Raw genomic sequence first — 13,655 nt, forward strand, 5'->3', positions numbered from 1 at the left:
CGGCCCCGCCCCCTCGCCCCTTCCGCCGTCGCCAGATCGCCCCGGAGCCGCCTTGAACCCCGTGCCGAGCCCCGAAGTCCTGGACCGCGTCCGGGACATCCCCCTCTACCGCGCGTCCGTCGAGCGCGGAGACTTCCCGATCCTCGAGAAGCCGGAGATCGCCCGGGACTTCCCCGCCAACTGGATGACCCCGGAGCTGTCGCGCGCCCTGGAGACGGGCGAGGCCGAGTACGTGCTGTCCACCGGGACCAACCACGCCCGCATGCGGCTCATCCGGCCCCCGTACTTCCTGCTGCGCTCCTACTACCGGCTGTGGAGCGAACACCCCGACCTCGGGCCCCTCTGGCACGACGGCGCCCGCCGGATCTCCCTGACCACCGTCCTGGCCACCGAGCACGTCAGCCGCGTCAACGCCGCCAAGCCCGGGGCCACTCCCGGGGAGCGCTGGCTCGACGACCGCACGCTGTACCTCAACCGCCGCCTGGACCCCGCCGACTGGGACCGCGCGGAGGTCGAGCGGATGCTGGCGGAGATCCGTGAGGTCGCCGCCGCGCACCCACAGGGCGCCTACCTCCTGGACTGCTCCGGGTACCACCTGGCCCATCTGATCCGCAAAGTCACCGAAGAGGACCTGTGGAACCGCTTCCCCCGGCCCGCCGGCATCGTGCACGCGTACGAGTACACGCCGCTGAACGTGCGCGCGTCCCTGCGGGAGCACTTCGACTGCCCGGTGGTCGACCTGTTCGGCAGCACCGAGCTGGGCTACCTCTTCTACAGCGACGCCGACGGCGGCTACCGCCCCTACCTGCACGACATGAGCGTGGAGCTGATCCCGGTGGAGCCCGGCAGCGGCATCCACAGCCTGATCGTCACCAGCGTCCGCAACCCCTACATGCCGCTGGTCCGCTACCGCTCCGGCGACTGCGTCCGCACCCGTGACGGCAGCGACGACCCGGAGCGGATCGTCTCCTTCTGCGGCCGCGAGAAGGAGCTGCTCGCCACGCCCGACGGACCCGTCGCCCAGGCCGACCTCGACGCCCGCGTCGCCGCCGTCTGCCCCCGGGTGTTCCTGCACCAACTGCGCCTGACCGGTGCGGGACACTGCCGGCTGTGGTGCACGACGTTCGACGGCGCACCGCTCGCCCCGGGTGAGGCGACCGAACTGGCCGCGGCGGTGGAGAAGCTCACCGGCCGCGCGTGCGAGGTGGAGCACCGCGCCCACGTGCCCATCGGGCGCTCGGGGAAGTACGCCTGGCTCACCACGACCCCCGCCACCGCTACCGCCACCGAGGGCCCCGATGACCGGGCGGCCGTCACCGCCGAAGCGCCCCGCCGGGCACCCACCTGCGAAGAGCTGCTCGGGGCGGACCTGCACGCCGAGGTGGTGCGCCACTTCGCCGCGAGGCCCGGAGCCCCGGACACCGCCCGCGTCACCCACCAGGTCCGCGAGTGCCTGCGCTACCTCTACCTGATCTCCCGCCACCCAGAGCGGCTCGGCGGCCTCTTCCTCCCGGTGGAGCAGGAGATCGACGAGATCTGGCACTACCTGATCCTGCAGACCCGCGAGTACCGCGAGCTGTGCGAACAGCGCCTGCCCGGCGGGCACTTCATCCACCACCGCAGCATCTCGTACGACGCCTACCAGGCGGACCCGGGCCGCGAGAAGGCCGCCGAGGAGGCGCTGCGGTGGATCCCCCTCTACACCGAGTCGTTCGGCCCCTTCGACGCGGACGCGCTGCCGCACTGGACGGTCGTGCGGTTCCTGCACGAGGAACTGGGCATGCCCCTCACGGAGATCGCCGCGCTTGGAACGTCTCGCGAACATGCGCTATGATCGATCTTGAGCTCGCCGCCGGAAATCCGGCTCCGGGCCCGGCGTTGGTGGTCCAAGGAAAGGCGCCCCACTTCCTGTGGGGAGATGTAGGTGCAAGGCCTGCCCAGCGCTCGTGAGAGGCCCCGGTTTCCGTGACGGAGACCGGGGCCTCGTCTTTTCCCCTGCCCCCTGGCCCCTGGCCCTTCCCGGGTCCCCTGCTCCCCTGCTTCCCGGGGCGGGCCTCACCTCTTGCGGTGGCAGTCCTGGGTGTCGAGCAGCTGCCACGTCCCGCCCTTCTCGATGTGCTCGCGAATGGTGAAGCGGTCCTCGTCGACGCGGGTGATGTCCCGCTTGATGGCCACCGGCCGCTGCGACTCGCCGAGCGCGTAGGTCCCGGTGAGGACGAAGTGGCCCTGCCGCCAGCCCGGAGAGGTCGAGGTGCCGCGCATGCCGGCGTCGTCGAAGTAGTAGGAGACGAACCGGCCGTCGACCCGGTCCCACCCGAGTACCCAGCTCCCCCGGACCCGTCCGCTCTTCCGCTCCCGCACCTGCGTCAGGTCCAGCTGGTAGTAGTGGCCGCCCAGAATGGGGCGCACCCGGGCGGTGCGGAGCGAGCCCGTGGCGAACAGGCAGCGCAACGTACCGAGCAGGAAGTCCAGTTCACGCATGCGTTCCGAGGGCGGTGGCGCACTCGTCGGCAGCGCCCGGGCCGCCGCCCCGGCCGAGGAGGCGCCGAGCAGGACCGCGCCGGCCGCGGTGGCGACCGTGTCGAAGCGCACCCGCCGCCACCGCGTGCGGGAGCCGGTCCGCCACCCCGGGGCGTAACCGCGCGGGGCGTGCACACCCCTGTTCTCTGTAGCCATCGTTCCCCCATCCATCCGGAAGTCGACCGGCTGTTGACACCGGCCATCAGGTGGCGCTTGGCAAAGGATCACCGCCTTCTGACCGATTACCGCATCATTTCGATTGATTAAGGGCCATATGCGGCAGCAGTTCGCCCCGAAAGTAGTCACGAACGGTCGACGGTGGTCACGAACGGCCGTCTCCATTTGTTCATACGCTGCACTAATTGACGTTGTGTTATTTGTCGGCAACTCTTCATCCAGGGATCACACACTCGCCGCGTCGCACTTCGCGACCTGCCTGATGAAGGAGTTCCCACGTGGTCATGGACCGCCCCGCCCGGTCGACGACGCTCGTCCTCGCCACGGCGCTCGCAGCGCTCACCGCGGCCGCACTGCCGGTGCACGCCGCTGCGGAGCAGGGCCGCTCGCGCGCCGCCCTGCCCGCCGTCACCCCGGTCGCCGAGACCCCGGCCCTGCACGACGACGAGGCGGGCGGTGACGCCGACGCGGACGACCCGGCGATCTGGCGCAACGCCGCGGACCCCGCCCGCAGCCTGGTGATCGCCACCGCCAAGCAGGGCGGTCTGCGCGTCTACGACCTGCACGCCCGTGAGGTGCAGTCCGTGCCGGCGCCCGCCGCGCCCGGCCCGGACCATGCGCCCGGCCGCTTCAACAACGTCGACCTGGTGCACGGCCTGCGCCTGACGACCGGCCGCGCCGACCTCGCCGTGACCAGCGACCGGGGCAGCGACCGGCTCCGCTTCCACCGCATCGACGGCAATCGCCCCGGCGCCCCGCTCACCGACGTCACGGACCCGGCCGCCCCGCCCGTGTTCTCCTCCTCGCAGGAGGAGATCGACGAGCAGCGCACCGCGTACGGCCTCGCCACCTGGACCGACAAGTCCACGGGCCGCTCCTACGCCCTGGTCAGCCGGCGGGAGCGGTCCACCCTCGCGCTGCTCGAACTCACCCCCGCCGCCGGCGGCAAGGTCGGGTACCGCAAGATACGCACGCTCGACCTGCCCACCGACTTCCGCCTGCCGAACGGCACTTCGTGGTCACCCTGCGGTGAGCCGGGCGAGCTGCCGCAGGTCGAGGGCATGGTGGTGGACCCGGCGAACGGCACGCTGTACGCCGGGCAGGAGGACGTCGGCGTGTGGCGCGTGCGCGCCGATCTGACCGGCACGCCGAAGCTCATCGACAAGGTCCGTGAGTACGGCGTCCCCGGCACCTACGACGAGGAGACCGAGGAGTGCGTCGCGGGCGCCGACCCCGGCTTCGGCGGCACCCGCGTCACCGCCGACGTCGAAGGGCTGACGCTGCTCACCGAGCAGGACGGCGACGGCTACCTCCTCGCCTCCAGCCAGGGCGACAACACCTTCGTCGCCTACGACCGCGAGGTGTCCGACGCCAACGAGTACGAGGGCGGCTTCCGCGTCGCGGCGGCCTCCGCCACCCTGGACGGCTCCGAGGAGTGCGACGGCGCCGCCGCGCTCGCCGCGCCGCTCGGCCCCGACTTCCCCGACGGCCTGCTCGTGGTGCAGGACGGCCACGACGCCCCCGGGGACGGCGAACGCCCCTCCACCAACTTCAAGTTCGTGGACCTCGGCGACGTGAAGGACGCCCTGGAGGACTGACCGCCGGGGCGCGCTCAGCGCGGCAGGCCCCCGCGCCTCGACCTGGCCGCGGCGACGAGTTCGTCGACCGTGGCCAGTTTGACCCGGGGGCGCCCCGCGCGCCGGCCCCGCTCGGTCTCGGCCCGTTCGATCGCGGCCAGACCGCGCGCGTCCACCACCCGGCGGTTGCGGCGGCGGACCAGGCGGTGGAAGGCCCGCGTGGGGTGGCGGGGCTCGGGCAGGCTCCCGGCGACGGCGTCGGACAGCAGGGTGGAGACCGTCTCGGCGGCGCAGGTGCGGTTGGCGCCGATGCCGCCGGTCGGACCCCGCTTGATCCAGCCCACGACGTACGTCCCCGGCCGCCCGGTGACGCGGCCGCCCTCGTGCGGCACGGTGCCGCTGCTCTCGTCGAAGGGCAGGCCCGCCACCGGCGTCCCCCGGTAGCCGATCGCGCGCAGCAGCATGCCCGCCGGCAGGATCGACTCCCCCTCGTCGGACACGACGCGCACGGCCTCCACCCGGTCCTCGCCGAGGACTTCGGCGGGCTCGCAGTGGAAGCGCAGGACGATGCGCCGCCCGGGATCCGGCGGCCGCGTCCAGTCCACCCGGCGCCGGCCGACACCGCGCAGGACGGCCGCCTTGCCCGGCGGCTCCGCCGCGTCGACGGCGAGGGCGATCCGCGGGTCGTGGTCGTCCACCACCAGCTCCACCCCCGGCAGGTGCTTGAGCGCGAGCAGTTCGGACCTGGTGTACGCGGCGTGCTCGGGCCCGCGCCGGGCGAGCAGGACCACCTCGCGGACGCGGCTGTCGCGCAGCGCCGTGAGGGCGTGGTCCGCGATGTCGGTGCGGGCCAGGGCCTCGGGAGCGGCGAGCAGGATGCGGGCCACGTCCAGGGCGACGTTGCCGTTGCCGACCACGACGACGCGCTCCGCCGACAGGTCGATGCCGTCGGGGCGCGCGTCGGGGTGGGCGTTGTACCAGGCGACGAAGGCACTCGCGGAGATGCTGCCGGGCAGGTCCTCGCCCGGCACCGACAGACGGCGGTCGGCGGACGCGCCCACCGCGTAGATCACCGCGTCGTGGTGGGCGGCGATCTCCTCGGGGGTGACGTCGGTTCCCACGTCGAGCCCCAGGTGCATCCGAACCCTCGGGTGCATGTGGAAGCGGGCGAAGGTGTCGCCGACCTTCTTCGTCGCGGGGTGGTCGGGTGCCACGCCGTGGCGCACGAGACCGCCGGCCACCGGCAGCCGGTCGATCAGCGTCACCTCCGCGTTCGTGTGCAGCAGCAGGTCCTGCGCGGCGTACATGCCGGCCGGTCCGGTGCCGACGACGGCGATCTTGAGCGGCGCGAAGTCCGCGGGCAGCACCCGGGGGAAGTCCGGCTCGTCCCAGGAGTGGAAGTTCGGCCCCTCGCGGTCCGGCGCGGGCACCCCGCTCCGCTCGAAGTACGCCGCGTTGATGGCGCCGTACTCCCGCTGCTCGGCGGGCAGGCGGTCCACCGGGAAGATCGCGTCGACGGGGCAGGCGTCGGCGCAGGCGCCGCAGCCTATGCAGGTCTCCGGGTCGATGTGCAGCATCTCCGTGCTGCCGAAGGCCCGTTCCTGCGGGGTGGGATGGATGCAGTTGACCGGGCACACGGCCACGCAGGTGGCGTCGGCGCAGCAGGTCTGGGTGATGGCGTAGGTCATGTTCGTGGGCTCGGCTCGGCTCGGATCAGCGGGATCGGAACGGGATCGGCTCGGACGCGGGACGGCTCAGATCAGGTGGGCCCGCTCGTAGAAGACCAGCGCCGGCTTGGTGAGCAGGTGGCACGAGGCCAGGAACTCCATGAGCCCCGCGCAGCTGGCCCGCATCATGGACTTGTGGTGCTCGTTGGCCTTCGCCTCGGCGAGGGCGCGCTTCTCGTCGAGTCCGGCGTTCGCGTAGACCTTGGGGTTCACCATGCTGGTGACGATGACGTACGACGCGATGGCGATCACCAGGGCGTTGAGCCGGCGGCGCACCCGGCCCGCGCCCGCGAGCCGCTTGCGGGTCTGGTCGCGGGCGAACTTCATGTGCCGCGACTCCTCGACGACATGGATGTTGTTGATCGTGCGTACGAACGGCACGACCCGCTCGTCCCGCATCCAGTCGCGCTGCATGACGTCGAGGACCTCTTCGGCCACGAGGATCGCGGCGTACGCAGCCTCCCCGAAGGCGACCGACTTGAAGACCCTGCCCAGTTCGACGGCGAGCCGGTGCGGCCGGTAGGCGGGCGCGCCGAGTTTCTCGGCGCCGCGGGCGAACATGATCGAGTGGCGGCACTCCTCGGCGATCTCGGTGAGCGCCCACTGGACCTCGGCGCTCGTGGGGTCCTTCGCGTAGACGTCGCGCAGCACCATCTGCTGGAGGATCATCTCGAACCAGATGCCGGTGCTGGCCACCGACGCGGCTTCCTGCCGGGTCAGCTCCTTGCGCTGTTCCTCGGTCATCTCCCGCCAGTACGCGGTGCCGTAGAGCGTGCACCACTCGGGGCTCGCCCCGTGGAAGTCACGGTCCAGCGGCGTGTCCCAGTCGACCTCGGTGGCCGGGTCGTACGCCAGGACGGCGGCGGAGTCGAGCAGCCGCCCGGCTATGTCGCCCTCCGGGGACTGCTCCTGTGCGCTCGGCCGAACAGTGCTGCCTGCCATGTCGCGGCTCCTTGACTGAAGACGTCAGGGCAGGGACCGCGGCGCCCCGCACGGCACGCCACGACCCCCTTGTTAGACAGACCGTATAACAAGGGGGTCGGGTAGGCCTACCCTCAAGTAGCCACCAGGTGCGACAGGTGGTGACTAGGTCTGGCTCACCGGCTCGGCCGGCGCCGGTGCGGGCCAGCGGATGCGCGTACTGCACGCGGACACGACCAGCGCCGAGGCCGCGACGGCGGTGAAGCCCCACACCAGGCTGCCGGCGTGGGCGATGAAGCCGATCAGCGGCGGCCCGGCGAGCAGCCCCGTCGTCCCCATGGCGGCGACCAGGGTCAGCGAGTTTGAGCCCTGGCCCGCCGCGGCCACGTAGACGCACGGGGTGACGGCCGCGATGCCGAGGCCCACGCAGGCGAAGCCGAGCAGCGCCGGCACCAGTCCCCCGCTGACCAGGGCGAGGATCAGGCCCCCGCCCGCCAGCGCGCTGCCCACCAGGACGACCCGGCCGTCCCCCCAGCGGCTGCGCCAGCCGTCGGCGAAGAGGCGGGCCACGACCATCATTCCGGAGACGACGGCGATGCCGAGGGGCGCCACTTCGGCGGAGGCCCCGGCGACGTCCTTCAGGTAGAGGGCCGACCAGTCGTTCATGGCGCCTTCGGTGACGGTGCCGAAGGCCATCGCGACGCACATCCACAGCGTCACGCGGGAGGGCAGCGCCCACTTCCCGGCGCGCTTCTTCTCCCCCTTCCCGGCTGCCGGGGCCGCGCGTTGGCCGTCCGTCAGCAGGCCGGTCCGCGCGAACGCCACGAGGAGGAGCAGGATCGCCGCGGCCGCCACGAAGTGCGCGGTGACGGAGGTGGTCAGCGCGTTCATGCCGGAGGCGAGCAGCGCGGCGAGCAGGGAGCCGCCGCTGAAGGTGGCGTGCAGCCGGGCCATGGCGTTGCGTTCGAAGGCGGCTTCGAGGGCGGCCCCTTGGGCGTTCATGGCGACGTTGAGGCAGCCCACGAGGACGCCGTCGACGCACATGACCAGCAGCGCGAGGGGGTAGTTCGGCGCCGCGGCCAGTGCCGGGAGCGCCAGCGCCAGGCAGAGCGCCGACAGCGTCGCGAGGCGCTGCGAGCCGAGGCGCCGCATCAGCGCGGCCACCAGGGGGAAGGACACCGCGGCGCCGACTCCCGCCGCCATCAGCAGCACGCCGACCTCCGCCGCGCTCAGACCGAGGCCGCTCTTGAGGGCGGGGATGCGCGACGCCCAGGTCGCGTACTGGAAGCCGAGCGAGCAGAACAGGGCCGCGATCGCCAACTGGCCCCGATGGAAAGGATCACGCACGCGGAGCACCCGCATCAGCCCACTTCTCCGATTCTCGGCGCGGCGCCGGCCCGGCCGGCAGCGCCCTGGACATGTACACGGCGGTCGGGCCGTATCCGGCCGGGGTCACGGGTCCGGCGGTGAACCCGCGGGCCGACCAGAACGTCTCGCTGCCGCCGACGGCCACCAGGGAGATCCGCTCGTACCCCTGGTGACGAGCCGTGGCCGTGAGGTGGCTCAGCAGGAGCCGGGCGAGGCCCTGGTGCCGCAGGTCCTCCGCGACGACGATGTCGTGCAGATGCAGGTTGCGCGAGGGGAGCGCGGGCCCGGCCTCGGCGCCCCGCAGGTCCGGGTAGGCGGACTCGGGGTAGGGCAGGGCCAGCAGGTAGCCCGCCAGCCGGCCGGTCAGGTCCAGCGCGAAACAGGTGGTCGGCGACGCGCTCACCTTGGCCTCCAGCGCGGCCCGGCCCTCCGACAGGCCGAGGCGGCTGTAGGCACCGCGTTCGAGGACGGCGATGTCCGGCCAGTCGCCGGCGGCGATGTGGCGTATGAGGGGCGCGTGGTGCACGCGTCTGTCGTGGTTCACGTGTCCCCGCCGTCTATCCAGGTGTACGGCAGCGGGCGGAAGCCGTTGAAGCCCCGCGTCATGTAGCTGGTCGCGTACGCGCCGCAGGACAGCACCCACACCGGGTCGCCCGAGGCCAGCGCCTTGGGCACCGGGACCAGGCCGTCCTCGTGCGAGAAGGCGTCGTCACTGTCGCAGGTGGGGCCCGCCACCACGGCCGGGACGGACTCGGCGCCGCGGTGGGAGGGGAAGACGAGGCGGTACTGCACCTGGTCCATCTCGTACAGGCCGTTGAACTTGCCGCAGCTGAGGTACAGCCAGTACTGCCGCTCACCGTCGGGACTGCGGCGGGCCGCCAGCCGGGAGACGTGGGCGCGGATGGCGCCGTGGTCGGCGATGAGGTAGCGGCCGGGTTCGACGACGTAGCCGAGCCGGTGGCCCGGGATCTCTCCGAGGCGCGCCATGCCCTCGCGGATCACGGCGAAGATCTTGTCCAGCGGGGGGTCGAGCGCCCGGCCGTGCTTGTCACGGTAACCGAGGGCGGGCAGCCCGCCGCCGAGGTTGACGTGGTCCAGGGGGATGCCGCACCGGGCCAGGGCGTGCAGCACGTCCGCGATCCGGTCGAAGGCGTCGCGCCAGGCTTCGGCCGTCATCTGCTGGGAGCCGACGTGAACGGACAGGCCCGCGGGGACGAGACCCAGTTCGCGGGCCGCACTCAGCACGGCGACGGCGTCCTCGGGCGAGCAGCCGAATTTGTTGCTGAGCCCCCAGAGCGCGCCCTCGCCGGTGGTGGCGAGGCGGCAGAACACCCGGGCGCCGGGGGCGTGCCGCGCGAGGGCGGTCACGTCCTCCAGGCTGTCGGTCGCGAAGTCGCGCATGCCGAGGCGGTGGGCGTCGGCGATGTCGCGGTCGGACTTGACGGTGTTGCCGTAGTGCATCCGGCGCGCCGGGATCCCGGCGCGCAGGGCCTGTTCCACCTCGTGGGGGCTCGCCGCGTCGACGCCGCAGCCGCGTCCGGCGAGGCGGGTGAGCACCTCGTCCACCGGGCAGGCCTTCATGGCGAAGCGGACGGCGACCCCGGGCAGTTCGCGGCGCAGCGTCTCGTAGCGCTCCTCGATGCCCGGCAGGTCGAAGACGATCTGGTCCTCGGCGGCGGCCGCGAGCGCGTCGAACAGCGGGATGGCCTCGTGCGTCATCGTGGCGCTCATGCGGGCTGTCCCGCCGCCCGGATCGGACCGGCGTCCCTGGCGGCCCGGACCAGGGGCTCCCAGGCCTCGATCAGCAGGGCGAAGTCCTCGATGTCGCCGCGCGCCTCGTCCAGGAGACGCTCGCGGCGGGTGGCGAGGAGGTCGGCGAACTGCTCGTATCTGCCGCCGAGTCTGCGGTAGGCGGTGTCCACGCGCTCCAGGCGTTCGACGTTCTCGGCGCGGTCGAGTGCGGTGCTCTGCCTGACGAGGTCGGCCACCAGGGACGCGCGGACCTGGCCCCGCTCGTCCAGGAGCGTCTCCCCGGCCTCGGCCATGCGCTCGTAGATGACGTTGAAGTAGAGCATCGACAGGAAGAACTTGACGAAGCGCGTCTGGTACGCGACGAAGCCGGCGTCGGTCCTGCGCTCCGGGGTGTAGAAGTTGACGATGTCGCGGTTGTGCAGGACGCCCGGCAGCGCGGCGTCGTGGACGAGGTGGATGAGGAAGTAGTCGCTGCCGATGGTGTCGGTGGCGGGCGGCAGCGGCACGCGTTCGTGCACGCCGTGGAAGCTGATGTTGCACATGTCGACGCGCATGGGGTCGACCAGGGTCAGCGTCGCCCGGTCGTGGGTGAACCGCTCGGTGCCGGCGCCCCGGAAGGAGTCGTCGACGAGTTCCCGCTTCTGTGCGTCGCTCCAGTGGCCGGGCGCCCAGAGGCCGACCACGTCGTAGTAGACCTCGGGGTCCAGGGCGCGTATCTCGCCGATGTCGACGGACAGTTCGCCCACGAAGGAGCCGCCGACCATCGACACCCGCTTGTGGGCGTGGCGATCGTCGAGGGCGGTGTGCACGGCGCCGCGCGCCGCGTCGGCCGCGCGTTTGCCGAGCGATGCCAGCTCGTGGTGGACGGGGAAGACGGGCGCGCCGTCGACGCTCTGGTACTCGCTGTCGGAGTCCCTGCGGTGCACGGACTCGCAGCCGAGCGCGGCGGCGAGCAGGAACGCGCGGTTGGTGCAGGCGCCGTACGAGAGCCGGGCGGGGAGCATCAGCTCCAGCAGCAGCTCGGGTTTGGCGTTCCCGGACCCGGCGATCACCCGGCGCAGGAAGGCGCGCTGCTCCGGCTCGCCGAGGTGGTGGGTGACGACGCGCGGGACGTCACCGAGCGCGCGCACGGCCCGCTCGTGCGCGGCGAAGGTGTCGGGGTCGGCGGAGTCCAGGATCAGCAGGTGCACCTCGACGTCGAAGTGCGTGGCGGCGTAGGCCGCTTCCGCGCCGATCGCCGCGATGGTCTGCGGGCAGGCGCGGTTGGTGGGCAGGGTCAGGCAGATGCGGCGCATGCGGCGTCCCCGATCGGCTGGTCGGTGTCCCGCCCGGTCCAGGACTTCAGGCCCAGCAGCTTCTCGCCCAGGTCGTTGAGGGTGGCGGTGCCGTAGCGCAGGGACTCGTGCCGGTCGGCGTCGCCGACCAGGGTGGCGTTCCAGGTGGGGGTGGTGAGGTGGCGCCAGGAGTCGATCCGGGAGCGGCGCAGCTCCTCGTGGGTCTCCAGGGCGGGCATCATCGACAGGTACTGGACGGCGCGCACGCCGTTCGCGGAGGTGTTGGGGGCGACGCCGTGCGCCAGCAGGCCGTTCCAGATCAGCAGGTCGCCCGCCTCCAGCTCGGGCCGGACGACGGGCATGTCGTCCTGGTCGACCGCGGGGCGGATGGGGTCGCGGTCGTCCGGTTGGAGGGCCTTCCAGCGGTCGAAGCGGCGGAACAGCTCGGGGCAGCACTGGAAGCCGCCGTGCTCGGGCCGGGTGTCGTCCAGGGCGATGATGCCCTGCACGCGCTGGGGCAGCACACCGAGGGTGGTGTCGACGTCCCAGTGGAGGTTGATGTCGAAGCCGCGCTCGGTGGGGGCGATCAGGGAGCGGGAGCGGTTCTTGACGTTGGGCGGGTTGAGGTTCAGCCGGTCCAGTGTCACCCACAGCTCGTCGCAGTCCCAGACGTCGGTGAAGGCGTCGTAGACCCGCTGCGTCTGGCGGCTGTCCCAGATCAGCTGGTGGTGGTACGCCTCGACGAAGCCGTAGACGTGCAGCTCGCGGTCCAGGTCCGAGCGGAACTCGCGCTCCTCGTACCAGGTCTCGGGGCGGCCCCGGTCGAGCCCCTGGAACTCCCAGGCGAAGTCCAGGAGGTCCTTGGCCGCCCGCGTGGGGATGGCCTGCTTCACGACGACGTAGCCGTACGTCTGCCAGAAGGCGAAGTCCTCCTCGGAGAGCACCTTGAGCGGCCGCGTCTTGGTCAGGTCCCGCAGCTGGGTCTGCGCCAGGTAGGTCTCGCCGTCGGCGCTGAAGTACGGGACGTCGCCGGGGGCTCGGTGGAGGTAGCGGTCGGAGGCTGGCATGGCGGGCTCCAAGGTTCGGTCTGTTCCGGGGCGGGCACGGCGGCAGGGGGTGTGCTCCCCCCGGGAGGTCCGCGCCGGGCCGGCGGGCCGCGTCAGGTCGGCCGGGGCGGCGCGTCTCACATCCGCCCCACGTCGAACTTGCGTACCATCAAAATGGACTAGACCAACGACCGCTGTCAACAATTGACTTGGGCGCCTTGTCGCTGAAAACGACGATATTCGCCCCCGGTTCACGCACGCTTCACATCAGGCCGGGGCGGTATTTTTGCCTTCAACTGCCCTGTTCAGGAACCCAGTTGATGTCGTGCGGAGCGTCTCGGCTGACGCCGGGGCGGTAAGCCGCCGCCGGGGGACGTCAGTGGCGCGGCACGATCCCGAAGTCGAAGGCGACCGTACCCGGGTCGATGGCCGTCACCCCGCCGTCCACCGTCAGCGTCGCGCCGTTGACGAAGGACGCCGCGGGCGAGAGCAGCCAGGTGATCGCCTCGGCGACCTCCGCCGGCCGCCCCGGACGGCCGGCCGGGACCAGCCGCGTCGCCTCCTCGTACGCCGCGTCGGCCCCCCGCTCCCCCAGTTCCGCCTCGTCGGCGAAGCGGGCCATGCGGCGGTCGGCCATCTCGGTGCGCACCCAGCTCGGGCACACCGTGTTGGCGCGCAGCCCGTCCTTGCCGTAGTCCACGGCGAGCGAGCGGCACAGCTGGAGGAGCGCCGCCTTCGACGTCGCGTACGCCGCGTTCGCCACGCCGTTGCGCAGGGCGGCGACCGACGCGACCGCGACGACCGCGCCGCGCGCCGCCAACAGGTGCGGCAGTGCGGCCCGCAGCAGCAGGAAGGGACCGGTGACGTTGGTGCGCATCACCAGGTCCCAGTCCTCGTCGGAGAGCTCCCCGACGGCGCCGCTGCGCCCGACGCCGGCGTTGAGCACGACCCCGTCGATCCGGCCGTACGCCGCCACGGTCGCCTCGACCAGGCCGGCGACCGCCTCGGGGTCGGCCGCGTCGGCGGGGTGGGCCAGCGCCCCGGTCTCCTCGGCGACCCGGTGCAGCGGCTCGGGACGGCGGCCGGAGACGACCACCCGATGCCCGTCGGCCCGCAGCCGGCGGGCGGTGGCCGCTCCGATGCCGGTTCCGCCGCCGGTGACGATGACAACTCGGCTCTCCGTCATGCCTGTTCAGCCTCCGAACGCGGTCGTGAGCGCGGGGTGCGATCTCTTCCGTGATCATACGGAGAGGGCCCGCTCACGACCGCGCCCGGATGGCCCGAACCCGGCCG

Annotated in this window: 11 protein-coding genes and 1 pseudogene; 3 read left to right on the forward strand and 9 right to left on the reverse strand. The window is 72.4% G+C overall.

Going from position 1 to position 13,655, the window contains the following annotated elements; translation table 11 throughout:
- Positions 1–52: 52 nt before the first annotated feature.
- Positions 53–1,264 (forward strand): annotated as a pseudogene (locus ACZ516_RS13705) (hypothetical protein); the annotation flags it as partial.
- Positions 1,265–1,354: 90 nt separating this feature from the next.
- A complete protein-coding gene (locus ACZ516_RS13710) occupies positions 1,355–1,834 on the forward strand; it encodes a glycine-rich domain-containing protein (protein ID WP_469010487.1) in 480 nt (159 codons plus the stop codon).
- A gap of 221 nt (positions 1,835–2,055) precedes the next feature.
- Here the strand turns inward: ACZ516_RS13710 and ACZ516_RS13715 are convergent, their stop codons facing one another.
- Complete coding sequence (locus ACZ516_RS13715; RefSeq protein WP_469010200.1) at positions 2,056–2,676, reverse strand: DUF1579 family protein; 621 nt, start codon at positions 2,674–2,676, stop codon at positions 2,056–2,058.
- Between the two features lie 305 nt (positions 2,677–2,981).
- Here ACZ516_RS13715 and ACZ516_RS13720 point away from each other — a divergent pair, with 305 nt between their 5' ends.
- Positions 2,982–4,295 carry a phytase gene (locus ACZ516_RS13720; protein WP_361084833.1) on the forward strand — a complete coding sequence of 438 codons (1,314 nt, stop codon included), beginning with the start codon at positions 2,982–2,984 and terminating at the stop codon, positions 4,293–4,295.
- 14 nt (positions 4,296–4,309) lie between these two features.
- Here ACZ516_RS13720 and ACZ516_RS13725 read toward each other — a convergent pair whose 3' ends face one another.
- The 8 genes from ACZ516_RS13725 to ACZ516_RS13760 all read right to left on the reverse strand — a co-directional run bounded on the left by ACZ516_RS13725 (position 4,310) and on the right by ACZ516_RS13760 (position 13,548).
- Positions 4,310–5,962 (reverse strand): FAD-dependent oxidoreductase, encoded by a 1,653-nt coding sequence (locus ACZ516_RS13725; protein WP_469010202.1) that lies wholly within the window; start codon positions 5,960–5,962, stop codon positions 4,310–4,312.
- Positions 5,963–6,028: 66 nt separating this feature from the next.
- Positions 6,029–6,943: an AurF N-oxygenase family protein gene (locus ACZ516_RS13730; RefSeq protein ID WP_361084827.1), complete on the reverse strand. Its 915-nt coding sequence runs from the start codon at positions 6,941–6,943 to the stop codon at positions 6,029–6,031.
- Between the two features lie 144 nt (positions 6,944–7,087).
- Positions 7,088–8,284, reverse strand: coding sequence for an MFS transporter (locus ACZ516_RS13735; RefSeq protein WP_469010204.1), 1,197 nt, complete (start codon positions 8,282–8,284; stop codon positions 7,088–7,090).
- Positions 8,262–8,834 carry a GNAT family N-acetyltransferase gene (locus ACZ516_RS13740; RefSeq protein WP_469010205.1) on the reverse strand — a complete coding sequence of 191 codons (573 nt, stop codon included), beginning with the start codon at positions 8,832–8,834 and terminating at the stop codon, positions 8,262–8,264. The genes ACZ516_RS13735 and ACZ516_RS13740 overlap by 23 nt, the downstream gene beginning before the upstream one ends.
- Positions 8,831–10,021: a type III PLP-dependent enzyme gene (locus tag ACZ516_RS13745; protein ID WP_469010207.1), complete on the reverse strand. Its 1,191-nt coding sequence runs from the start codon at positions 10,019–10,021 to the stop codon at positions 8,831–8,833. The genes ACZ516_RS13740 and ACZ516_RS13745 overlap by 4 nt, the downstream gene beginning before the upstream one ends.
- On the reverse strand, positions 10,018–11,337 hold the full coding sequence (locus tag ACZ516_RS13750; RefSeq protein WP_361084817.1) for a DUF6271 family protein: 1,320 nt from the start codon (positions 11,335–11,337) through the stop codon (positions 10,018–10,020). The genes ACZ516_RS13745 and ACZ516_RS13750 overlap by 4 nt, the downstream gene beginning before the upstream one ends.
- Complete coding sequence (locus ACZ516_RS13755) at positions 11,319–12,383, reverse strand: phytanoyl-CoA dioxygenase family protein (RefSeq protein WP_361084814.1); 1,065 nt, start codon at positions 12,381–12,383, stop codon at positions 11,319–11,321. Before ACZ516_RS13755 ends, ACZ516_RS13750 begins: the two co-directional genes overlap by 19 nt.
- Before the next feature lie 355 nt (positions 12,384–12,738).
- A complete protein-coding gene (locus tag ACZ516_RS13760) occupies positions 12,739–13,548 on the reverse strand; it encodes an SDR family NAD(P)-dependent oxidoreductase (RefSeq protein WP_469010209.1) in 810 nt (269 codons plus the stop codon).
- Positions 13,549–13,655 lie beyond the last annotated feature (107 nt).

It is taken from the genome of Streptomyces sp. NPDC034037, assembly GCF_055575715.1.

What these genes read in the sequence shown, in the direction of transcription:
- ACZ516_RS13715 (WP_469010200.1), bottom strand. Translation starts at nt 2,676, where the DNA reads ATGGCTACAGAGAACAGGGGTGTGCACGCCCCGCGCGGTTACGCCCCG.
- ACZ516_RS13760 (WP_469010209.1), bottom strand. Translation starts at nt 13,548, where the DNA reads ATGACGGAGAGCCGAGTTGTCATCGTCACCGGCGGCGGAACCGGCATC.
- ACZ516_RS13730 (WP_361084827.1), bottom strand. Translation starts at nt 6,943, where the DNA reads ATGGCAGGCAGCACTGTTCGGCCGAGCGCACAGGAGCAGTCCCCGGAG.
- ACZ516_RS13725 (WP_469010202.1), bottom strand. Translation starts at nt 5,962, where the DNA reads ATGACCTACGCCATCACCCAGACCTGCTGCGCCGACGCCACCTGCGTG.
- ACZ516_RS13755 (WP_361084814.1), bottom strand. Translation starts at nt 12,383, where the DNA reads ATGCCAGCCTCCGACCGCTACCTCCACCGAGCCCCCGGCGACGTCCCG.
- ACZ516_RS13720 (WP_361084833.1), top strand. Translation starts at nt 2,982, where the DNA reads ATGGACCGCCCCGCCCGGTCGACGACGCTCGTCCTCGCCACGGCGCTC.
- ACZ516_RS13750 (WP_361084817.1), bottom strand. Translation starts at nt 11,337, where the DNA reads ATGCGCCGCATCTGCCTGACCCTGCCCACCAACCGCGCCTGCCCGCAG.
- ACZ516_RS13745 (WP_469010207.1), bottom strand. Translation starts at nt 10,021, where the DNA reads ATGAGCGCCACGATGACGCACGAGGCCATCCCGCTGTTCGACGCGCTC.
- ACZ516_RS13735 (WP_469010204.1), bottom strand. Translation starts at nt 8,284, where the DNA reads ATGCGGGTGCTCCGCGTGCGTGATCCTTTCCATCGGGGCCAGTTGGCG.